Origin of the sequence: Amycolatopsis sp. lyj-108 (assembly GCF_046549005.1) — a bacterium.
Taxonomy (GTDB): Bacteria; Actinomycetota; Actinomycetes; order Mycobacteriales; family Pseudonocardiaceae; genus Amycolatopsis.
In genome coordinates this window covers 289,143-310,935 of the sequence record NZ_JAJPWQ010000014.1, presented here as the reverse complement: position 1 = coordinate 310,935, position 21,793 = coordinate 289,143, and the positions used below count along the sequence as shown (strand labels likewise).

The following is a 21,793-nucleotide window of genomic DNA, read 5'->3' as shown; positions in this document are numbered from 1 at the left end:
AGCACCCATGTTCCAGCCGCAGTTCGTGGACGTCGACGACGTCACGCTCCACCTCCAGGCCGGCGGTCCCGAAACCGGTCAGGCGGCGCTGTTCCTCCATGGCTGGCCCGACCTCTGGTTCACGTTCGAGCCGCAGATGACCGCGCTCGCCGAGCTGGGTTACCGGGTACTCGCGCCCGATCAGCGAGGCTACGGCCTGTCGTCCAAACCCGGCCTGGTCGCCGACTACCGGATGCCCGAGCTGGTCAAGGACATCGTGCTGCTCATCGAACGGCAGGAGACGGAGCCGGTGCACCTGGTCGGGCACGACTGGGGCGGGGCGGTGGCCTGGATGGTGGCGATCGAGCGGCCCGACCTGGTCCGGTCGCTGACCATCGTCAACTGCCCACATCCGCATGTCTTCGCCGAGGCACTGATCCGCAAACCCGCTCAGCTGCTGCGGAGCTGGTACATGGTGGCGTTCCAGATCCCCGGCCTCGCCGAGACGGTCCTCGGCGCCCGTGACGGCGCGGTTCTCGCGGCGATGCTGAAACACGGCGCCCGGCTGAGCGACGCCGACCTCGACCGGCACCGCGCCGCCTGGCGCCGGTCGGGGGCGATCCAACGGCCCTTGTTCTGGTACCGCGCGCTGTTCCGGACGATTTCGCCGTTCGATCGCGCCGCGCGCGCCGAACTCGACCGGCCGGTCCACGTGCCGACCCAGATCATCTGGGGACGACGGGACGGCGCGTTCAGCACGCGTCTCGTCGAACCCAGTGCCGCCCTGTGCGAGGAATCCGAAGTGCACTGGCTCGACGCGAGGCACTGGCCGCACCACGAAGAACCCGAGCGTGTCACCGAGTTGCTGGAAACCTGGTTCGCCAGGCACGCGGACCGGGCCTGATCCGGCCGGCGTTCCTCATGGGGAGGCGGGGCGGAGTTCCAGCGTGCAGCATTTGACGCTCCCGCCGCCCTTGAGCAGTTCCGAAAGATCGGCGCCGATCGGTTCGAAGCCGCGCTCGCGCAGCTGTGCGATCAGTCCCGTCGCGGCCTGCGGCAGGATGACGTGCCGCCCGTCGGAGACCGCGTTCAGGCCGAACGCCGCGGCGTCGGCGGCCGAAGCGGTGATGGCGTCCGGATACAGCTCCTCGAGCCGCTGCCTGCTTTCTTCGGTGAAGGCCTGCGGGAAGTACATGATCAGGCTGTCGTCCAGGACGGTCAGGGCGGTGTCCAGATGGTAGTAACGCGGGTCGGTCAAGGTCAGTCCCACCACCGGCACCCCGAAGAACTCGGCAGCCTCGTCGTGTGCGCGGCGGTCGGTGCGGAAACCCGAACCCGCGAGGATCCGGGAGCCCGCGACAAGGAAGTCGCCTTCGCCCTCGTTGTGCCACCGGGCCTGCCGCACGTCGCGGTAACCGTGCTCGGTGAACCAGTTCAGGTACGCCGCGGATTCCCGGCGACGGTGCCGGTGGTGGAAGTGCGCGACCAGCACCTTGCCGTTCACCACGGTGGCACCGTTGGCCGCGTACACCATGTCCGGCAGACCCGGCACCGGATCGAGCAGGTCCACCCGGTGGCCCAGTTCGACGTAAAGGTCACGCAGCCATTCCCACTGGGTGATCGCGAGCCGGGTGTCGGTGGGTTTGCCGGGATCCATCCACGGGTTGATCGAGTACTCGACGTCGAAGTACGCCGGCCGGACCATGAGGTAGTGCCGCATGAGTGTTCTCCCCGGAGGTGATCAGGCTGTCTGCAAGGATTTCTTGGTGCCCACCAGCCTGCTGACCAGCTGGTCGCGGATGCGGGGCGGGATGTCCGGGGCGAACCGCCGGAGGTAGCTCTCGGCGTGCACCGCGTCGTCCATCAGGAACGGCAGGTCGAAGACGACCAGTTTGCGGATGGCCAGCAACGGCACCGGCGCGCGCAGCGCCTTGAACTTCTCGTTCCACAGGCCGGGCTGTTCGCAGACCGGATGGAACTGCCCGATCATCAGGCCGTCGTTGACGAACTTGTCCTTCGCCTCACGCTGCAGATCGTCCAGCCCCGTCGCGTCCTGATAGTCCAGTTGCGGCAACACGAGGAGGATCGTCAGCAGTTCCCGGTCCGCGGGCGAGGTCCTGGCGGAAAGCCTTTCGTACCAAGAACGCAGGCTCTCGATCGCGTCGCGGACGTCGGTCTCGCCGTTCGTGACGGTCAGCGCCGCCAGATGGAAGAGTCCTTTGTGGATCGACGGTTGCGTGTACGGGCACACCGGCCCGTTCCGGCCCAGTTCCGGATGCGGCGACACCAGGTAGCGGCCCGCCCAGGCCAGGATCTCCTGGGCGTAGGGCCGATGCTCCGCCGGCATGGCGCCGTTTTCGACTTCGGCCGCCGTCCAGATGAGGACCCTGTCGTCGCCGATCATGATCCGATGCTTTGCGAGAAGGTGAAGACGCCGTCGGGGTCGACCCGATCCTTGATCGCCTTCAATCGTGGGTAGTTGACGCCGTAATAGGCGGTGCGCCAGTCTTCGAGATCCGGGTCGATGAAGTTCTGGAAGGCGCCGTCGGACACATACGGCGACAACGCGTCGGCCAGTTCCGCCAGCCAGCGGAGGTTGGCGTCGACCACGGCGGGCTCGTCGTTCTCGGCCCACGAAGTGTCCATGGACAACAGGAAGAGCGCGTTCCGGTGGGCGAACGCGGTCTCCGTCGCGCCCACCCGGTTGATCGCGCCACCCCAGGAGAACAGGGCCGCGCCACCACCGTCGGGATTGCCGCTCGGGGGCAGACGGTCGACGAACGACAGCATCGTGGCGATCGCCTCGTCGGGCAGTGGCTCGGTGACGATGTTGGTCCGCACCGAGAACGCGCCCTCCGCGGTCTCGTGCAGCAGATCGTCCTTGGCCTCCCAGAAGGTCCGGTCCGCGAGATCCATGCGGATCGGCCGGGCGACGGACAGCACGGGGTCGAGGATCTCCCGCAACTCCTCGGCCGTGCCGAGATGCTGCCCGATGGCGGACACGACGGCGTCCGACTCGCCCGACTTGCTGACGCCGATCCGGACCGCGAATTCGTCCGGCGCCCGCCGCGCGACCTCCTGCAGCACCGAAAAGACCTTCGGCGCGTCGGCGCGGTCCCACAGCAGCAGGTAGCTGGCGCAGTCCGACACCGGCCTCGCCTGGAAGGTGAAGGACACGTTGATCCCGAAGTTCCCGCCACCGCCACCGCGGCAGGCCCAGAACAGGTCGGCGTTGTTGTCCGCGTCGCACCGCAGAACCCGCCCGTCCGCGGTCACCAGTGTGGTCGCCACGAGCGCGTCCGCGGTCAGCCCGAGCGCGCGGGAGGTGGCCCCGCAGCCGCCGCCGAGGGTGAGGCCGGCGATACCGACCGAGGCTCCGTTGCCCAGCGCGAAGGCCATTTCGTGCGGTTGGATGGCGGCGTAGACGTCCGCCATCCGCGCGCCGCCCGCGACCGTCACGAGCCCTGTCGACCCGTCGGCGGACACGGTGTTCATCGGGCCGAGGTCGATGACCAGGCCGGTGTTGACCGAATGGCCCGCGTAACTGTGCCCGCCACAACGGGCGACGACGTCGACGCCGGCGTCGCGCGCCCACTCGATGGCGGTTCGTACGTCCGCGGTGTTCGTCACGGAGACGACACCGCGTGGGGTGATTTCCGCGAACCGTTTGTTGAACGGCACGCTGGCGTCGCGGAATCCGGCCTCGCCGGGCCGCCGCACGCGGCCTGCCACGGCGTGGTCGAGGCGTCGCCAGTCCGCGTCGGATGGGCTGCGGGACACTAGCTCACCTCGTCGAGGTAGGAAACGCCGGTGGCGGCGTGCGGGCCGTAGCGCTCCCACACCTCACGCAGGCGGAGGTGGCCGTCTTCGGTCACCTCCGGCGTGTTCACCGTGTGTCCGCAGATCACCTCACCGGTGGCGAGCACCAGGGTGTATCCCAGGTGCAGGGCCCCGTTCTCCCGCTGGGCGCCGGTGATCGACCCTCGCCGCACCTCGCCCCCGGCGAACTCGGACCAGACGACGTCGCCTTCTTGCCGGTACACGGCGATCGCTTGGGCGTCGCCGCCCGCTTTGCGGAATTTCCGCCCGTCGTAATCAATCATGGGACTCGGCCCGGGAGATCTCGTGGGAGACGAACTCGTCCGACATCGCCCGGTCCCACCAGATCGCGTAGTAGGAGAAGTCCTCGTCGTGATCGTTGACGAGGTTGTGTTCGATCCCCGGTTTCAGGAATACGAGGTCGCCTGCCACGAACTCGTGCCGCTTTTCGCCGGCGATCACCGCGGCCTTTCCGCCCATTCCGATGAAGATCTCGTGCTCGTGGTGAGCGTGGGACACCGATACGTCACCGGGGCGAAGGACACACCAAGCCCCTCGAAACGGTGCTGTCAAACCGTTCCATGGATAAAGCAGCTTCATCTCCAAGCCGTAGGCCCGCGTCAGGTTCTCGTGTTCCAGCCTGCGGATGTCCACGACGGCGAGGTCTTGGTCAGTCACATCCCACTCCGATCAGCATGCTTTTCCTTCTCCGGCGTTCGGTGCTGATCGAGGCTATGTTCGGCCGTCTTCCCGGAGATAGGGGAACTATTCCCGATTACCGGTGAATCAGCCGCGGCCGAGACCCGCGTCCCGCGCCAGCACGATCGCCTGTGCCCGGTCGGCCACGCCGAGTTTGCCGAAGACCGCGGAAACACGATTGCTGATGGTCTTCTGCGCGAGCGCCAGTTCGCGGGCGATGGCGCCGTTCGACTTTCCCGCGGCGACGCGGTCGAGCACTTCCCGTTCTCTGGTCGTCAGCTGGGGAAAGGGGTACGGCTCCGGGCCGCCCGCCGACCGCATCAGGGCGCTGAACCGGCAGGCGATCGCCTTGCCGACGATCGCCTCGCCCGCGGCCACGACCTGCACGCCGCGGACGACCTGATCGAGATCGGTGCCCTTGATCAGATATCCGCGCGCGCCCGCCTGGATCGCCGATCTGATGGCGGTGTCGTCGTCGGCCGTGCTCAGCACCAGGATCCGGGTGTCCGGTGCGACGCGGGACACCCGGCTCACCACGTCGATGGCCGCGGCCTCGCCGAGCTGAGGGTCGACGACCAGTACGTCCGGCCGGTGGCGGAAGGTTTCCGCGATCGTGGCGTTCGCCGTGGCCGCTTCACCGATGACGACGATGCCGTCGACGAGTTCGAGCGCGGAGCGGACCCGGTAGCGAACGGCCGGTTGACTGTCGGCGAGGAAAACCGTCACCCATTCGGTGTCGGTAGTTTCTTCACCCCTGTTTTGTTCGGGCAGCAGGCGCGCGGTGCGCCGCTGGTCATGGAGTTCCGCCGGCCACAAACGGGCGGTGTTACCGACACTGACGTGATTGTTCATCATTTTCCCCTATGCCTGCCGCTACTGAGCCTGCCTGATCGGCTCCGTTCGGTGAAGTGCGATGAAGGTGCCTGCTCGACCGTGCCGGGGATGGGGCTCACCGGCCGCGAGAAGAGTCTATGCACTAGGTATCGAACGGATCCATGCGACCGTTATGGACAATTGATCGCAATCAATTTTTTCGCCGGTGCGGACCCGGCCGGTCAAGAGGGGAAAGGTGACGCGCTTTCGGCATTCGGCCGAATGCGGCAACGAGACGCTACCTTATGGGGCAGACGGCGGAGCCTCTTGGGGTAGCGGAGAGGTCGACCAGGTGGTCTCCTGAAAAATGGGAATTTCCCCCTATCGCCGGGCGGTTTTTTGTGCAGAAGCGGATGACCTCTCCGAGATTCCCGGTTCGACGGGAAAGGCGACCCTGTCGCCGGGGAAATGCCGATCCTTAGTGTCGGCAACCTATTCTGGACGAACGGGGTGTATCTGTGACTGAAATACAGGTGGGTTTGCTGGCGATCGGTGCCGGACCGGCGAACCTGGCGCTCGCGGTGGCCATCGAGGAGTCCGGGAATCCGGAGCTCGCCGAGCAGACGCTGCTGCTGGAGCAGAGCCCGGACATCAAATGGCAACGTGATCTGCTGATGCCGTGGGCGCGCAGCCAGGTCTCCTTCCTCAAGGATCTGGTGACCCTGCGCAACCCACGCAGCAAGTTCTCGTTCCTCAACTTCCTGTACCAGGAGAACCGGCTCGACGAGTTCGTCAACCTGGGCACCTTCCACCCGTTCCGCTGGGAGTTCTCCGACTACCTGCAGTGGGTCGCGAAGTCGCTGGACAAGGTCCGCATCCGGTACGACGCCAAGGTTCAGCGCATCGAACCCGTGCGCGGCACCGACGGATCGATCACCGGCTGGACCGCGACGCTCGCCGGAGGCGACACGATCCACTGCCGCGACCTCGTCGTGGGCGGCGGCCGGGACGCGAACGTGCCGGACGTCTTCGCCGACCTTCCGGCCGACCGGATCATCCACAGTGCCCAGTACCGGCGCCGGATCGCGAAGCTGCCGCCGGACGCCCCGCTGCGTGCCGTCGTGGTGGGCGGGGCACAGAGCGCGGCCGAGATGTTCATGGCACTGCACGACAATCTGCCCAACAGCACCCGCACCATGATCGTGCGTTCGATCGGCCCGCAGAACTACCAGACGAGCAAATTCGTCAACGAGCTGTTCTTCCCGTCGTTCGTCGACCGCTTCTACGACAGCCCGGCCGACATCCGGGAGCAGATGCTGGACGAGATGCGCCTGACCAACTACGCCGGGGCGGCCCCGCCGTTCCTCGACCACATGTACACCACGCTGTACCAGCAGCGCGGTCTCGGCGTGCAGCGTTCGCACGTGCGCACCCTGACCGAGGTGGTCGGCGCCAGGATCGAAGACGACGAGATCGTCCTCGATCTGCGTGACCGGACCAGCGGCAAGGTCGAGGCGTTGCAGTGCGATCTGGTGCTCCTCGGCACCGGCTACGACCAGCGGATGCCCGCGATGGTGCGCGACCTTGCCGACAGTGTCGGCCTTTCGGAGATCTCGGTCAGCCGGTGCTACCGGGTCGATCTCGGCGATTCCGCTTGGGGCGCGGTGTATCTGCAGGGCGTCAACGAGGCGACGCACGGTATCGCCGACTCGTTGATCAGCGTGCTGGCCCACCGTTCCCGTGACATCGTCGGCGATCTGCTCGCCCGCCGCGGCGCCGAGTCGAGGACCGCCTGATGAACCGGCTGGTGGTGATCTCGCCGGCCCCGACGGCGAACGGCGACCTGCACCTCGGCCATCTCGCCGGTCCGTTCCTGGCCGCCGACGTCTGCGCCCGGTACGCCCGCGCGACCGGCACGGAAGCCCTCTACGGCACCGGCATGCACTTCACCCAGAACTACATCGTCACTGCTGCCGCACGGCTCGGCGTGGCACCGGAAGACCTGCGGGAACGCTCCGCGGAGCAGGTGCGGCAGACGTTGGCCGCGATGGGCATCGAGGTCGACGGGTTCGGCTGTATCGGTGACAGGTTCACCAAACTCGTCATGGACTTCTACGACCGCCTGCACGGGATGGGCAGGCTAGAGCTACGGACCGTGCGTTTCCCGTTCCTGCCGAGCACCGGCGAGTACCTGATGGACGCCTACGTCAGCGGCGGCTGCCCGTTCTGCCTCGCCGACGGGTACGCCGGGGTCTGCGAGAGCTGCGGGCTTCCGGTCGCCCCGGGCGACCTGATCGAGCCGCGTTCGACGCTGCACCCGGATGAGAAGTTGGAGTACCGGGACGCGGACATCCTCGTCTTCCCGGTGGAGCGGTACCGCGCGGAACTGGAGGCGTACTTCGCCCGGATCCCGATGCGGCCCGGCATGGCCCGGCTCATCGAGTCCGCGATGGCGGGTCCGCTGCCGGACTTCCCGATCACCCAGCCCACGTCGTGGGGTATCCCGGCGCCCTTCCCCGAGGTGCCGGGGCAGGTGATCTATCCGCATATGGAGGGCATGCCGTGGAGCATGTTCACCACCGCGCTGGCCGCCGAGAAACGCGGCGCGGTGCTGACCGCGGACGACGAGCTGTGGCGGGCGGACTCCGGTTCGACCGTGGTGTACTTCCTCGGCCTGGACGCGACGTACCCGTTCGCGGTCGTGGGCACGGCGATGCTCACCGCGCTCGGCGGCCATGTGCTGCCGGCGCAGTACGTCACCAACGAGTTCTACGAGCTGGCCAACGAGAAGTTCTCCACCAGCCGCGGGCATGTGGTGTCGGGCCGCGAACTGGCCGCCGAGGTGCCGCGTGATCTCATCCGCTTCCATCTCTGCGCCACCAGCCCCGAATACCAGCGCACCGACTTCACCCACGAGGCGCTGCTCCGGGTCAGCGAGACCCGGTTGACCGGGCCGTGGAACCGGATCGCGGCGGTGGTCGACGAGTGGGTGGACCGCGGCCCGCTGCCGGTCTCCGGCGACGCGCGGCGGACGGCGAAGCGGATGACCGAGCGGTTCGCCGACGGCTACGGGCTCGAGCGGTTCAGCCTGACCGCCGTCGCGTCGACGCTCGCCGAGCAGCTGGGGCGGCTGGACCGGCTGGCCGCCGCGACGACCGCCGAGACCGCGGGCGACCTCTGCCATCAGGTGAACGTGTTCCTGCGCTGCGCCGCTCCGATCCTGATCGATCTCGCCGCGGCCGCGCTGCCCGACACGACGTTGCCAGGGCAGGTGGACGCGGACACGATCGTCGCCGAGAAGTTGCCGCGGCTGGCCGTCTGATGGCCTCGGTCGCCGTCGTCGGCGCGGGCGTGACCGGTTTGGTGACCGCGATCGGCTGCGCGCGGGCAGGCCACCGCGTCACCGTGTTCGACCGCGGTCCCGTCCCGAACCCCGCGTCGGCGTCGTCCGACCAGCACCGCGCCCTGCGGGTGCTGCGTCCGGACGACGTCGACGGCACCCTGCGGATGGCCGAGGCCCGCCGTCGTTGGCTGGAGCTGGAATCGTTGCTGCGGACGGAGATCTTCCGGCCGGTCGGCGTGGTCACCGCGGGCACCCCGGACGAGCTCGCGCCGGTGTTCGACACGGCGGGCCGCGCCGGGATTCCCGCGGTCGCCGTGTCGCCGGACGCCTTGGCGCCCGTGGTGTTCCCCGCCGGTACCGCCGGGGTGCTCGACGTGGGTGCCGGCGTGCTGCTGGCGGAACGATTCCTGCGCGCGGCGGCCGAATGGCTCGCCGCGCATCCCGCGGTGACCTTGCGGCCGCGATGCGCCGTCGTCGATGTCGGCGAGCATCGGGTGACCGCGGCCGATGGGACCGTGGTGGACGCGGATCTCGTGCTGGTCGCGGCGGGACCGGGGAACACCGAACTGGTCGAGCGGCCGGTCACGCTGTACCGGCAGACCATGGTCTACCTGCGGCCGCCGCCGGAGCTGGCGGGCTGGTGGACGTCGGCCCCCGGCGTCGGCCGGATCGGTGCGGCCCGCACGGCCTGGCTCCTGCCACCCGGCGGGGGCACCCTGCTCAAGATCAGTTCGGACGCGGTGTGCCGGGAGGTCGCGGCCACCACGGAGCGGGATCGCGGACCGTGGGCGGATCGGCTGCTCGCCGAGCCGATCCTCACCGGCGCCGCGGACTACGCCGTCGTCGCCGTGCGGGACTGCCACTACGCGGCCGATCCCGTCGGCGGCGGCCCGATGCTCGTCCGGATCCGTCCGTCGGTGTGGTCCCGTCCCGCCTGCGGTGGCACCGGATTCGCCACCGCGCCGCTCGTCGCCGAGGAGATCCTCGGCGCTGTCATGGAGGTCAAGGCTTGAACAAGGGGAGTGCATAGTGGAGTTCACGATTGTAGGCGCCGGGATGGCGGGCGCGTTCCTGGCGCTTTCGCTGGGCAGGCAAGGGCATACGGTCACGGTGTACGACCGCAGGCCGGATCCCCGCGAGACCGCCAGCGCCGCGACGTCCATGAACCTCGGGCTTTCCCGGCGTGGCCTGGCGGCGCTGGATCGCCTGGGGTTGTCGGACGAGGTGAGACGGCTCGTGGTGCCGATGCGCGGGCGGATGCTGCACAACCCCGACGGCGGACTGCGGTTCTCGTCCTACGGTGAAGGTGGCATCCTCGCCATCCAGCGCCAGGACCTGAGCGCGGTCCTGGTGGACGCGGCCTGCCGGGTGCCCGGGGTGCGGTTCGTGTTCGACACGCGGTGCACCGGCATGGACCGTGACCTCCCCTCGGTGTCCTTTGTGGACCCCGACGGGCGGGCGCTCGTGGTGAAGCCGGATGTCGTGGTGGGCGCGGACGGCGCGTTCTCGGCCGTCCGCCGCTCCATGCACCACGAACAGCGCGCCGAGTTCTCGCAGCGCTACCTCGAATGGGGCTGGCGGGAACTCCACATCCCGGCGGCCGCGGACGGCGGCCACCGCATGGCCGACGACGTCTTCCATCTGTGGCCCCGCGGCGACATCATGATGTTCGCCCACCCCAACCGCGACGGTTCCTTCACCTGTTCCTGTGTCCTGCCGTTCCACGGCCCACACGGTTTCGACTCGCTGAGGACCGCGGAGGACGTGGAGTCCTTGTTCCGCCGCCATTTCCCCGACGTCCTGTCGCTGGTCCCCGACCTCGGCGAGGAGTTCCTGCGGCGGCCCACCTTCAATCTCGTCACCGTCAGCACCGCCCCGTGGATCCACGAGGGGAAGGTGGTGCTGATCGGGGACGCTTGCCACGCCGTCTATCCGTTCCTGGCCCAGGGCATGAACTCGGCCTTCGAGGACGCGCTGGAACTGACGGACAGTCTCGCCAGCCACCCGGGCGACACGACGGCGGCGCTGACGAGGTACTACACCCGCCGAAAGCCGAACACCGACGCGCTGGCGGACATGTCCCACCGCAACTTCGCCGAACTGCGCGACACCGTGCGCTCGCCGGCGGTCCGCCTGGAACGCGCCTGCGACACCGTGCTGGAGAAAGTTCTCCGGCACCGCTGGATGCCACTGCACGCGATGATCACCAACACCACCGTTCCGTACGCCAAGGCTCTTCAGCGGGCGACCCGCCAGCACCGGATCCTGAAGTACTCGGGTGCCGCGGTCGTCGCGGCCGGTGCCGCCGCGGTGGTTCGAGGGCTTCGGCGCTGACATCGGGCTGAAGTACATGAAGGCCCCCTTCCTTGCGTCAGGCGCAAGGAAGGAGGCCTTCATGTACTTGTCTCAAGGCTCCCCGGTGACCTCGATCCGGATCAGGCCCGCGGCCTTTTCCGCGCGCTGCAACGCTTCGGCGGGGCTGTCCGCGACGGCCATCACCAAACCCGTCCGGTCCCACGAGCTGCGCAGTCCGGTGAACCGGTGGCCCGGCTTGACCTGGATGTCCACCAGGAACACGCCTTCCACCTGCCGGGCCTGCTCGAGCCCGAGGACGGCCTCGATCACGCCCGGCTCCATCGGGACGAACCGGACGGCGGCGCCGCCCTTGGCGCGGCGCGGCAACTCGGGCAGCATCTCACCGCGCATCATCGCCACGTAGGAACGCAACAGTTCCATCGAGTAGGCGCGGTCGATGACCTCCATGATCCCGTCACCGGCGATCCGGCCGGCGCATTCCACCAGGTACGGCCGTCCGTCGGAGACGATCCACTCGCAGTGCAGGATGCCGTCGGCGAATCCGACCGCCTCGACGACCTGACAGGTCAGTGCCGCGAGCTCCTCGGTGAGGTCGCCGGGAATGTCGGCGGGCACGATATGGGCCAGCTCCACCGGCCGCGGGCCGGGATAGAGCTGTTTGCCGGTGACGTTGGCGAACAGCTGCCGCCCGTCGCGGACGAGCATCTCGACGCTGTACTCGGGTCCTGGCACGTACCGCTCGACCAGCATGGACAGTTCCATCGGCCGGTCGGGGACGAAGATGCCCTCGTCCTGTTCGACGCAGCTCGCCCATGCCTGGCCGACCTCGCCGGGGTCACGGATGATCTGCGTGCCGACCGCGGCCTGCCGGTTCGCCGGTTTGAGCACCACCGGGCCGGGATGGGCGCGCAGGAACGCCAGCACGTCCTCCGGAGAGGTCACGGTGGCGCTCTCCGGATTGGCCAGCCCGGCGGCCGCGCTGACCTTCCGCAGCATCGCCTTGTCCCGCAGGATCTGCGCGGCCCCCAGGGTCGCGCCCGGCAGGCCGTAGCGTTCGGCGAGCCGGGCGGCGAACGGGGTGGCGTACTCGATCAGCGGGATCACCGCGGCCGGGTCCAGGTCCGGATGGGCGACGTAGAACTCGTCGGCGGAGCCGGGCCGGGCGTGCTCCCAGGCGATCAGTTCACCGACCAGGGGAGAGCCGGCCAGCCTCGTGCGCAGATCCCGTTTGCGGATGACGTCCGGCTCCTCGACGAGGACGACCGAACCGCCGGGTTCGGTGCCGGTCAGTGCCATCAGCACCGGCGTCACGAACCCGACGATCAGGATGGGCCGCTGCTCACGCATCGGACTCGGTCTTGGGCTTGTCGACGATGCCGAGCATGAACCGCATGGACGGCTTGGCACCGACCAGATGCGCGCCGACCGTCTGGGTGACGCGGTCCCGCGCGGTGGGGTGCATGGCCATGGTCATCGAGTCGCGCAGCCACCGGTTCATCGGGTCGCCCGACCGGATGGCCGCGGTGCCGAGCAGATCGCAGAGCCGCTGCACGACCCGCTTCGACATCTGGAAGGCCTGCCAGCCGGTCAGCGCCGGAGCGACGCGCTCGTCGGGCGTGAGATCGTCCAGCGTGCCGGTGCCGTCGGCCGTGACCTCCCATTGGCGCTGCAGCGCCTGGTAGACACCGGCCCGCGTCGTGCTGTAGTCGGCCTCGCATTCGGCAAGGGTGATCTGGATGCGCTCGTTGTCCTTCCAGGCCACGCCGCTCATCCGCCACGGCGAGCCCTTCAGCATGTCGACCCGTTCCATGGTGAGGCCGCGGACGTAGTCCAGCGCGGCCCTCGCCACGCCGAGCGGGACGCCGCACATGCTGCGCTGGATCACGTCCGGCTGCACCAGCGGCCCGTTGGGCACCTGCGGGTTGTCGAACGTCAGGGTGTGGTTCTCCGGGACGAACACGTCCGTGATCGTGTAGTCGCTGCTGCCGGAACCGCACAGGCCGAGGGTGTACCAGTTGTCGACGGATTCGATCTCGTGGCCGGGCACCATGAACAGCCGCGACTCGTGCGGGTTGCTGCCGTCCGGGCTGGCATAGGGCTCACCGTTCTCGAACACCATGGCCCCGGACGCCACCCAGTCGGCGTGGGTCGAGCCGCTGCCGAAACTCCAGCGGCCGGTGAGCCGGTAGCCGCCGGGAACACGTTCCGCGTGCCCCGTCACGGGGAGCACACCGGCGGAGTGCATGTCGATGCTGGTGAACATCCGGCGGGCTTCGTCCTGGTCGAGGAAGTTGGCGTGCAACCCGATGTCCGAGCCGAGTTTGGCGCACCAGCCGACGGACGCGTCACCGTACGAAAGCGCTTCGATCACCTCGGTCTGCTCCATCGAGGTCATCTCGGGGCCGCCCCAGTCCCGGCTGAAACCGATCCGGAAGACACCGGCGTCGCGCAGCAACTCGACCACGTCCGCGGGCAGGCTCCGGTTCTTTTCGATCTCCGCCGCCCGCTCGCGCAGGATCGGTGCGAGCGCCTTCGCGTTCGCGAGGATCTGCGCGCCGGTCAGCGGCCTGTCGGTGCGGACGGGTTCGGTCATGGTCATGCGGAAACTCCCTCGTGTTCGTCGACGTCGAGCAGCCCGGCGGGCATCTCGAAGGCGGTACCGGGTTCTGGTGGGTCCACCGGATCGGCGTCGACCCGCACGAGTGCGGCCGCCGCGTCCAGTCGCCGGGCGCAGGTCTCCCGGTCATCGGCTTCGCACACCACGAACGAATGCCGGGCGATGTAGCCGCCGGGTGGCAGCCGCAGGGTCGCCCCGGGATCGACCATCGGTGACGCGACGACCAGGCCCGGCGCTTCGGCGGGGACCGTGACTTCGTGGACCAGGCAGTCGTGATCCGGGTAGCCGAACCGGATCCCGGCGACCGCGTGCCGGGTCGGGGCGATGACCGGCCGCCGCCCGGTCGCCACGGCGAACAGGATCTCGCCGGGGTCGAGACCGGTGGCGGTCCGGCCGAGGAACGGGATCAGGTCACCGCCGAGACGCCCGTTGATCTCGATGATCAGCGGGCCGCGGTCGGTCAGCCGGACCTCGGAATGGGTGATGCCGTCCTCCACACCGAGCGCGCGATGCGCCCGCGCCAGGACGTCCATCAGTTCGGTGTCGTGCAGCAGCGGATCGCCGGCGTCGACGACGTGCCCGACCTCCTCGAAGTACGGCTGGTCACCGGTTTCCTTGCGGGCCACGAACATCGGCAGGTATTCGCCCTTGTACACGGCGGCGTCGATGCTGATCTCGGGCCCGGAGACGTAACCTTCCACGATCGCGCCGCCGCCGTAGCGGCTCTGGTCGACGGTCGCGGCGCCCATGGCGACCCCGAACGCGGCGTCCACTTCGGACTCGTCGGCGGCGTACACCACGCCGATGCTCGCGCCCATCGCCCTCGGCTTGAGTACCACCGGATACCCGATCCGGGCGGCCTCGGCGCGGGCCTCGTCGAGACCGGTGGTCAAGGCGTATCCCGGCTGCGGCAACCCTTCCGCGGTCAGCACGGTGCGGGTGCGGTTCTTGTCGCGGCAACCGCGGACGCCGTCGACGCTCAACCCGGGGACCCCGAGTTCGGCGGCGAGCTCACCCGCGGCGAGCACGACCGGCTCGTCCCAGCACATCAGACCGGCGATCCGGTGCCGTCCGGCGACCTCACGGGCGGCGGCGAGCATCTCGTCCGCGTCGAACACGTCCGTGTGGACGATCTCGTCGAAATACGCGTGCTGCCAGGTGGGTTTGAGATTGTTCAGCAGCACCAGGCCGAGTCCGGCCTCGCGGGCGCACCGATGGATGGACGAGACCAGGTACTCGCGGTACAACTTCAGGCCGCTGCCGATGATCAGCAGGACACCGTTGGCTTCGTTCATGGTCGCTCTCCCACGACTTCCGGCTCGGGTTCGGCCACCTTTTCCACCACGGGTGGTTGTTTGAGGCCGTAGATGTGCATCGATCCGGCGATGACGGACAGCACCGCGCAGAAGCCCCAGAACCCCGGACCGCCGAATTCGCTCCAGAGGAACAGCCCCAGTACCGGCCCGATCGTCGCGGCCACCCCGGACAGCGTCTCCTTCGTCGCGATGTAGCGGCTTCTCAGCTCCACCGGGAAAGTCGCCGGATGGGAGGCCGTGCTCGGTCCGTGGATCATCAACCCGGACACCGCCAGCAAGGCGCCGGCGATCACGAAGAACTGATGCTGCGCGATCAGCCCGTAGAGCGCGAATCCCAGCGCGCTCACCAGGTTGCCGAACAGACCGGCGAGATTCTTCGGGATCCGGACGATGTAGGTGGTGATCTTCAGTTCACAGGTGATCAGCACGACCGAGGAGATCACCAGCACCGTGCTGTACAGCCCCACCGGATAACCGGCGTCGACGATGTTCAACGGCAGCACCGCGACCCAGCCGGCGTAGATCATCATGCCGAACAGGCCCGCCACCAGATAACACAGGAACCGGGTGTCCCGGATCATCGTCCCGTACACCGCGCGGGCGCTCAGCGCGGGAGGAGCGTCGGCTTTGGACTCGTGTGGGGTGTTGCTTCCCTTCGGCAGCAACACGAACGCCAGCAACGCCCACAGCGCCGCCGTCATCCCGTCCAGCCAGAACAGCAGATCCCAGTTCACCTGGATGACCACGGCGGCGATCAGCGGCGCCACGGCCGCGCCGATGTTCAGCGCGATGCGCATCATCGAAAAGCCCATGACCTTGTGCTCTTCCGGCATGTACTCCGCGAGCAGCACCGCGGCCGCCGGCCGGTACGCCTGGATCGCCAGCCCGGACAGCGCGACCGCCGTGACCAGTGCCCAAGGCGTGCCCCGGACCAGCGGGATCGACGCGACGAGCGGCGCCGCGCACGTCATCGCCGTCACGATCGTCGCGCGGCCACCGAACCGGTGGGTCAGCTCGCCGCCGAGCATGGCGCCGAAGATCGCCCCCACGCTGTACGCGGCGAGGCAGACCCCGGCGAAACCGACCGAGGTGCCCCGGAACGTCAGGTACAGGATCAGGAACGTCTGGACGAACGCGCCCAGCTGGTTGACCAGCACGCCGCCGAGCAGATACCTGACGGGGGCCGGGGTCGACCGCAGTACCGCGAAGACGCCGGTCCTCGTGGCGCCGGTCATGCGGACCCGCCCGGCTTCGCCCGGCCGCCGATCGCCGATACGTCGACTTCTCGCTCAGTCACACATCCTCCAGATTCGGATACCCGCGGTGGTTCACGAGATTTACCGGCGCGGGTCCAGTCCATGGGGAGGTGGTGCCGACGTGGCCGACCGGTGACCGAAGGCTAATTTCGGATCTTTCCCGGCAGGTAGGGGAACTGTTCCCGTCGGTTCGGGAATCTGACGCGCTTCCCCAAGTACATGAAGGCCCCCTTCATGTACTTGGGAAGCGCACCGGTCCGTGAGGGCCTCCTTGCCTACCCTGAAGGTAGGGAAGGAGGCCCTCACTACCCGCCGATGCGGCGCCGAGACCCCTGACGTCAGCGGCGCGGTTCGATCGTCATGTCGCCGCGCGTCAGCGCGAGGGTCGTGTCACGGGCGAGCATGTCGTGCGGGAAGCCGAGTGCGATCGCGCTCGCCGCGTCGAGGCGGGCCAGTTGCGAGGTCGTGAACTCGACGTCCAGCGCGCCGAGGTTGTCCTTCAGCTGGGCGGGGGTGCGGGCGCCGATGATCGGTGCCGTCACGCCCGGGTTCCGCAGGGTCCACGCCAGCCCGATCTGGGCGGGGGTGCGGCCGAGTTCCGCGGCGACCTCCTTCACGACGTCCACGATCGCGAGGTTGCGTTCGGTGAGGGTGCCCAGGGCGAGGTTGAAGTTCTTGCGGGTGCCGTCCTCGGCCGGGGCCAGGTCGTCGCGGTCGTACTTCCCGGTGAGCACCCCGCCCGCCAGCGGCGACCAGGGGACCACCCCCAGCCCCATCTCGCGTGCCATGGGGATGAGGTCGCGTTCCCCGGTGCGCTCGATCAGGTTGTACTCGATCTGCAGCGCGACCAGCGGCGACCAGCCGCGCAGGTCGGAGATCGCCTGCATCCGCGACACCTCCCAGGCCGGCGCGTTGGAGATCGCCACGTACAGGACCTTGCCCTGGCGGACCAGGTCGTCCATCCCGCGCAGGATCTCCTCGACCGGTGTCGTGAAATCCCACAGGTGCAGGTAAAGCAGATCGATGTAGTCCGTGTTCAGCTGCCGCAGGCTCGCTTCCACCGACGCGAACAGGCTCTTGCGCTGGCCGCCGCCGGAATTCGGGTCGCCGGGGCGGCGCAGTGTCGTGTACTTCGTCGCCAGTACGAGGCTTTCGCGGTTGTCGCGGGCGAATTCGCCCAGCAGCCGCTCGGAGCTGCCGTCCGTGTAGGTGTTGGCGGTGTCGATGAAGTTGCCGCCGCGTTCGACGTAGTGATCGAACAGCTTGCGCGCCTCGTCCCGCCCGGCGCCCCAGCCCCATTCGGTGCCGAAGGTCGCCGCGCCCAGCGCCAGCGGGGAGACCCGCAGCCCGGACCGGCCCAGCAGCCGGTAGGTGTCGAGCGTGAGTGACATCGTGTTCTCCTGTACTCGTGATCCGTGGTCGAAGACGAGTCTGCGACCGCCGCGAGCAGGGGTTAAGGGAGAGGACTTCCTGGGAACAGCGGTCCCACCCTCGCTGTTGGACCCGGCATGACGACCTCCACCGTGGACACGACACAGGAGCTGGCCGCGTTCCTGCGGACCCGGCGTGAACGCCTGGACCCGGACGCTTTCGGCCTGCCGTCGCGCCGGTCCCGGCGGACCCCGGGGCTGCGCCGGGAGGAGGTCGCCGAACTGGCCGGGGTCAGCATCGACTACATCGTGCGGCTGGAACAGGCCCGCGGGCTGCGGCCCTCGGCGGACGTGGTGGAGGCCTTGGCCAGGGCACTGCGCCTTGCCCCCGACGAACGCGCCTACCTCTTCGACTTGGCAAGGCAGCGTCCCCGCAACGCCGACGAACTCGCGACCACCGCGGCGCCACCGCTGGCCCGGCTGGTCGCCGACCTGTCACCGCTGCCCGCCATGCTGATGAACCACCGCTACGACATCCTGGCCTGGAACGACGAAATGGCGAGGCTGCTGGTGGATTTCGACACCTTGCCGCCCTCGCAGCGCAATTCGATGTGGCTGTGCCTCAAACATCCCGAGATCCGCGAGTTCTACGCGGACCGTGAACGTGTCGTCCGGGAGGGGATCGCCCATCTGCGCGCCGCGTGGGCCGCGCATCCGGACGATCAGGCCTTGACCGGGCTCATCGCCGAATTCACCGCCGACGAGGAAATCGCGCGGTTGTGGGCCGAACGCGACGTGAAGGTCAACGGCCGCGGGCGCAAGGTGATGCGGCATCCCGAGGCCGGGGTGCTCGAACTGCACTACGAAGTGCTCACGCCACTGCAGGATTCGGATCAGCGGCTGGTGATCTACCGCGCGCTGGCCGAAGAGAGCCGCTCGGCGCTGGACCGGTTGTTCACCACAGGCAGGTAAGAGCGTGGCCTTTCACCGTCGAAACGGTGAAAGGCCACGGGCGGTGAGACGTCAGGCGGTGACGAGCGACAGGCCGTAGGTCTGCAGGATCTCGTTCACCGGCTGGAACCAGGTTTCGCCGCCGGAACCGCAGTTGCCCCAGCCGCCGGAGGTGACGCCCTGCGCCTGGTCGCCGGTGATGAAGGAGCCGCCGGAGTCGCCGGGTTCGGCGCAGACGTTGGTGCGGGTCATCTGGTGCACAGCGCCCTGCGAGTAGTTCACCGTCTCGTTGTGCCCCAGCACGGTGCCGCAGTGCCAGTGCGTGGTCGAACCGGACCGGCACACCGAGGTGCCGACCGGCGCGACCCACGATCCGCGGACGAGCGCGTCGCTCACCGTGCCCCAGCCGAGCACGACCGGTGCGGTCCACCAGCCGTTGCCGATCCGGACGAACGCGTAGTCGTTGCCGGGGAAGGAAGAACCGGCGAAGCTGCCCATGGCGGAGCCGTCCCACCCGACGACCGAGCTGCCGTTGCCGCCGCAGTGGCCGGCGCTGACGAATCCGCCGTGGACGGAGAAGCCGATCGAGCAGCGGGTGTTCCCGTTGATGTAGTACGGGTCACCGCCGACGGTGCCCGCCGCGAACGGTTCGGCCTTGGGCGCGGTGACCACCGTGACCGGACCGGATTTCCTTGCCCTGGCGAGGAAATCATCGACGTCGGAGCCGTGTGCGCCCGGGCGGACGGCGACCACGACACTGCCGCTGCGGGGGTCGGCACGCCAGCCGCTGACGGCGGCGGGGGCGGGCCGGGTCTTGGTCGAGGAGTCGATCTCGGCCTTCGCCGCGTCGAGCCGGGCCGCGCTGATCGCGACCGCGGCAGGTTCGGCACCGGCCTGCCGGACGGCGGCGGCCGCCGCGGGATCGGTCACCCCGACGACGAGTTCGCCGCGCGCCGGATCGAACCACGCGCCGCCGAACGCCGCACCGGCGGCCCGCTGGGCGCCGGGCAGCACCCGGGAGGCGGTCATTTCCTGGGTGAGCCGGGTCGAGGCCTGCGCGGCGGTGAGCCCCAGGTCCCGCTGCATGGCGGCGATCAGTCCGGGGGAAGCCTGCGCGATCGGGGCGAGGGCGGCGGAAGTGAGACTCGCGGTCAGGACGGCGGCGCCGCCGACTGCCAGGGCGATTCTTCGACGCATGGTCTAGTCCTCCAAGGCCGGGGGAAAGAAACACACTGCCCGCCGAGTGTGCGGCCGAGGCCGGCGAAAGGGCGAGAAATGTCCGGTCTTCTGTCCGGAATTCACAAGAGCGAATGCCGGCGGATCGCGCCGAGGAGCGTCTACTTAGGACGGTTGGTCACGCGGGCCGTCCGAGCGTCCTCCCAGCGGTTCCAGTACGTTGCCGGATATGACCGCATCGCCGGAGGAAGTGCCGGAACAGGTGCTGCGCACCTCGATCGTCGAGCGGCTTTTCGCTCGCGAAGCCGACCCGCGCCCGCTGTTCACGCATCAGGACCACGGCGCCGGTCTGGACCACACGGTCACCTGGACGGAGTTCGTCTCCCGGGTGCGGGTGGTCGCCGGGGCACTGCGGCGGGTCACGCGGCCGGGTGATCGCGCCGCCGTGCTCACCGGCCAGGACCTGAATTACCCCTTGGCGTTCTTCGGGGCGCTCGCCGCCGGCCTGGTGGCCGTACCGCTGATGGCTCCGGGCAGCCCCGCACAGCGAGGCAGGCTCACCGGTGTGCTGGCGGACTGCGACGCGAGGGTGTGGCTGACCTCCGCTGCCGCCGCCGTGAAGGTGCGCGAGGTCGGAACACCTGAACAGCTGATCGTGGTCGACGAGGTCTCCGGACCGGGCATCGATCCGCTTACCGTCACCCCCGAAAGCCCCGCCTACCTGCAGTACACGTCCGGGTCGACCCGGGAGCCCGCCGGTGCCGTCATCCCGCACCGGGCGGTCGCCGCGGCGTGCTGGCAGGCGAGCCGCGCCTACGCCGTCGACGAGGGTACGACCTGCGCCGGCTGGATCCCGTTCTTCCACGACATGGGCCTGATCCAGTTGCTCTGCCTGCCGGTCCACGCGGGAGCGCGATCGGTGTTCATGTCGCCGGCCGAGTTCGTGCACCGGCCCGTGAGATGGCTCCGTCAGCTCGCCGATCACCCGGCCGTGTTCACCGCCGCGCCGAACTTCGCCTTCGACCTGGCCGTCGAAGCCGCCGGCGAGGCAGGGGACGAGCTCGACCTCTCCGACGTCCGGGTCGCGCTCAACGGCGCCGAGCCGGTCCGGCCGCGTACGGTCGCGCGTTTCCTGGAGGCCTTCGGCCCACGCGGATTCCGGCCGGAAGCACATCGTCCGTCCTATGGCCTGGCCGAGGCCACTGTGTACGTCGCGAGCGCGGACGCCGAAGGACCCCGTGGTGCGGTGTTCGACAGGGAGGCCCTCGCGCAGGGCCGGGCGATCGAGGTGCCCGACGGCCAGGAACTCGTCTCGGTCGGCCGTCCGCTCGGACAGCGGGTCCGGATCGTCCGCGATGGGGTGGCGCGGCCCGACGGCCTCGCCGGGGAGATCTGGATCCACGGGCCGAACGTCGCCGCGGGATACTGGGGCCGCGGCGACGCGGCCGCGTTCGCGGGCGAACTCGACGGCCTCGGCGGCTGGCTGCGCACCGGTGACCTCGGCGTGTTCCACCGCGGAGACCTTTACATCACCGGCAGGCTCAAGGACCTCATCGTCATCGACGGCCGCAATTTCCATCCGCAGGACATCGAAGCGGTGGCGGGGGAAGCGCATCCGGCGATCCGCCGCGATCGTGTCGCCGCCTTCGGAATCTCGGACGAAATGGGCGAAGGGGCGATGTTGGTAGCCGAATGGGCAAAGAACGCCGCGGCCGATGTCAAAGAAGTCACCAGAGTGGTATTGCGCGCGGTGTCACGGGAACATGATCTGACGTTGCGATCCGTACGTCTGGTTCCCTCCGGTGACCTTCCGCGCACTTCCAGTGGCAAGGTCGCGCGTGCGGCGGCGAGGGCGCGTTATAGTCGGCGCCGTGGGTGATCACCGCGCGGAGGTCGTGAAGGTCGTCAGCGAGACTTTTCGGCTTGATCCCGCCGAAATCGAGTTCGACGCACCACTCGAAGAGCTGGGTATCGACTCCAAGGGACGGATAAGACTCCTGTCGGCGCTGGAGATCTACCACGACGTGAGAATTGATCTGGACCAGCTGGACCGGTTCACCGACATCGGGTCGGTGGCCGAAGTCCTCGCAGAGGCACTCGGCGGCAATGCCGGCGGATCCGACGAAAGGCGCTGAAAA

20 protein-coding genes are annotated in these 21,793 nt (G+C 68.8%); 8 read left to right on the top strand and 12 right to left on the bottom strand.

The window, feature by feature from the left end:
* Nucleotides 1-7 precede the first annotated feature (7 nt).
* Nucleotides 8-883 (top strand): alpha/beta fold hydrolase, encoded by an 876-nt coding sequence (locus tag ACLJO0_RS38590; protein WP_410584482.1) that lies wholly within the window; start codon nt 8-10, stop codon nt 881-883.
* 15 nt (nt 884-898) lie between these two features.
* Here the strand turns inward: ACLJO0_RS38590 and ddaH are convergent, their stop codons facing one another.
* From ddaH to ACLJO0_RS38560, 6 genes are all read right to left on the bottom strand, one after another.
* Nucleotides 899-1,699: a dimethylargininase gene (gene ddaH / locus ACLJO0_RS38585; RefSeq protein ID WP_410584480.1), complete on the bottom strand. Its 801-nt coding sequence runs from the start codon at nt 1,697-1,699 to the stop codon at nt 899-901.
* Nucleotides 1,700-1,720: 21 nt separating this feature from the next.
* Entirely contained in the window at nt 1,721-2,383 is a 663-nt protein-coding gene (locus ACLJO0_RS38580; protein ID WP_410584478.1) for a DUF6875 domain-containing protein, read from the bottom strand.
* Entirely contained in the window at nt 2,380-3,759 is a 1,380-nt protein-coding gene (locus ACLJO0_RS38575; protein ID WP_410584476.1) for an FAD-binding oxidoreductase, read from the bottom strand. Before ACLJO0_RS38575 ends, ACLJO0_RS38580 begins: the two co-directional genes overlap by 4 nt.
* Nucleotides 3,759-4,082 carry a hypothetical protein gene (locus tag ACLJO0_RS38570; RefSeq protein ID WP_410584474.1) on the bottom strand — a complete coding sequence of 108 codons (324 nt, stop codon included), beginning with the start codon at nt 4,080-4,082 and terminating at the stop codon, nt 3,759-3,761. Before ACLJO0_RS38570 ends, ACLJO0_RS38575 begins: the two co-directional genes overlap by 1 nt.
* Nucleotides 4,075-4,476, bottom strand: a complete 402-nt coding sequence (locus ACLJO0_RS38565; RefSeq protein WP_410584472.1) for a cupin domain-containing protein — start codon at nt 4,474-4,476, stop codon at nt 4,075-4,077. Before ACLJO0_RS38565 ends, ACLJO0_RS38570 begins: the two co-directional genes overlap by 8 nt.
* Before the next feature lie 108 nt (nt 4,477-4,584).
* Nucleotides 4,585-5,223, bottom strand: coding sequence for a LuxR C-terminal-related transcriptional regulator (locus ACLJO0_RS38560; protein ID WP_396555045.1), 639 nt, complete (start codon nt 5,221-5,223; stop codon nt 4,585-4,587).
* A 605-nt stretch (nt 5,224-5,828) separates the two neighbouring features.
* On the opposite strand from ACLJO0_RS38560, the gene ACLJO0_RS38555 reads away from it, so the two are divergent.
* The 4 genes from ACLJO0_RS38555 to ACLJO0_RS38540 are packed head-to-tail and all read left to right on the top strand — an operon-like array spanning nt 5,829 to nt 10,987.
* A complete protein-coding gene (locus tag ACLJO0_RS38555; protein WP_125795172.1) occupies nt 5,829-7,106 on the top strand; it encodes a SidA/IucD/PvdA family monooxygenase in 1,278 nt (425 codons plus the stop codon).
* Nucleotides 7,106-8,632 carry a class I tRNA ligase family protein gene (locus tag ACLJO0_RS38550; protein WP_410584469.1) on the top strand — a complete coding sequence of 509 codons (1,527 nt, stop codon included), beginning with the start codon at nt 7,106-7,108 and terminating at the stop codon, nt 8,630-8,632. The genes ACLJO0_RS38555 and ACLJO0_RS38550 overlap by 1 nt, the downstream gene beginning before the upstream one ends.
* Entirely contained in the window at nt 8,632-9,666 is a 1,035-nt protein-coding gene (locus ACLJO0_RS38545) for an NAD(P)/FAD-dependent oxidoreductase (RefSeq protein WP_410584467.1), read from the top strand. Before ACLJO0_RS38550 ends, ACLJO0_RS38545 begins: the two co-directional genes overlap by 1 nt.
* A 16-nt stretch (nt 9,667-9,682) precedes the next feature.
* The gene (locus ACLJO0_RS38540; RefSeq protein ID WP_410584465.1) at nt 9,683-10,987 is read left to right on the top strand and encodes an FAD-dependent oxidoreductase; all 1,305 of its coding nucleotides are present in this window, start codon (nt 9,683-9,685) and stop codon (nt 10,985-10,987) included.
* 72 nt (nt 10,988-11,059) lie between these two features.
* Here the strand turns inward: ACLJO0_RS38540 and ACLJO0_RS38535 are convergent, their stop codons facing one another.
* From ACLJO0_RS38535 to ACLJO0_RS38515, 5 genes are all read right to left on the bottom strand, one after another.
* Nucleotides 11,060-12,316: an ATP-grasp domain-containing protein gene (locus tag ACLJO0_RS38535; protein WP_410584463.1), complete on the bottom strand. Its 1,257-nt coding sequence runs from the start codon at nt 12,314-12,316 to the stop codon at nt 11,060-11,062.
* Nucleotides 12,309-13,568 carry an acyl-CoA dehydrogenase family protein gene (locus ACLJO0_RS38530; protein WP_125795177.1) on the bottom strand — a complete coding sequence of 420 codons (1,260 nt, stop codon included), beginning with the start codon at nt 13,566-13,568 and terminating at the stop codon, nt 12,309-12,311. Before ACLJO0_RS38530 ends, ACLJO0_RS38535 begins: the two co-directional genes overlap by 8 nt.
* The gene (locus ACLJO0_RS38525) at nt 13,565-14,881 is read right to left on the bottom strand and encodes an acetyl-CoA carboxylase biotin carboxylase subunit family protein (RefSeq protein ID WP_410584460.1); all 1,317 of its coding nucleotides are present in this window, start codon (nt 14,879-14,881) and stop codon (nt 13,565-13,567) included. Before ACLJO0_RS38525 ends, ACLJO0_RS38530 begins: the two co-directional genes overlap by 4 nt.
* The gene (locus tag ACLJO0_RS38520; protein WP_410584458.1) at nt 14,878-16,137 is read right to left on the bottom strand and encodes an MFS transporter; all 1,260 of its coding nucleotides are present in this window, start codon (nt 16,135-16,137) and stop codon (nt 14,878-14,880) included. The genes ACLJO0_RS38525 and ACLJO0_RS38520 overlap by 4 nt, the downstream gene beginning before the upstream one ends.
* A gap of 359 nt (nt 16,138-16,496) precedes the next feature.
* Nucleotides 16,497-17,549, bottom strand: a complete 1,053-nt coding sequence (locus ACLJO0_RS38515; RefSeq protein ID WP_410584456.1) for an aldo/keto reductase — start codon at nt 17,547-17,549, stop codon at nt 16,497-16,499.
* A gap of 117 nt (nt 17,550-17,666) precedes the next feature.
* Between ACLJO0_RS38515 and ACLJO0_RS38510 the strand changes: the two genes are divergently transcribed.
* The gene (locus ACLJO0_RS38510) at nt 17,667-18,500 is read left to right on the top strand and encodes a helix-turn-helix transcriptional regulator (RefSeq protein ID WP_410584454.1); all 834 of its coding nucleotides are present in this window, start codon (nt 17,667-17,669) and stop codon (nt 18,498-18,500) included.
* A 51-nt stretch (nt 18,501-18,551) separates the two neighbouring features.
* Here ACLJO0_RS38510 and ACLJO0_RS38505 read toward each other — a convergent pair whose 3' ends face one another.
* Nucleotides 18,552-19,676, bottom strand: a complete 1,125-nt coding sequence (locus tag ACLJO0_RS38505) for a S1 family peptidase (RefSeq protein ID WP_410584452.1) — start codon at nt 19,674-19,676, stop codon at nt 18,552-18,554.
* Between the two features lie 208 nt (nt 19,677-19,884).
* Between ACLJO0_RS38505 and ACLJO0_RS38500 the strand changes: the two genes are divergently transcribed.
* Nucleotides 19,885-21,534 carry a fatty acyl-AMP ligase gene (locus tag ACLJO0_RS38500; protein WP_410584450.1) on the top strand — a complete coding sequence of 550 codons (1,650 nt, stop codon included), beginning with the start codon at nt 19,885-19,887 and terminating at the stop codon, nt 21,532-21,534.
* Complete coding sequence (locus ACLJO0_RS38495; RefSeq protein ID WP_199746585.1) at nt 21,527-21,790, top strand: acyl carrier protein; 264 nt, start codon at nt 21,527-21,529, stop codon at nt 21,788-21,790. The genes ACLJO0_RS38500 and ACLJO0_RS38495 overlap by 8 nt, the downstream gene beginning before the upstream one ends.
* The last annotated feature ends 3 nt before the right edge of the window (nt 21,791-21,793 follow it).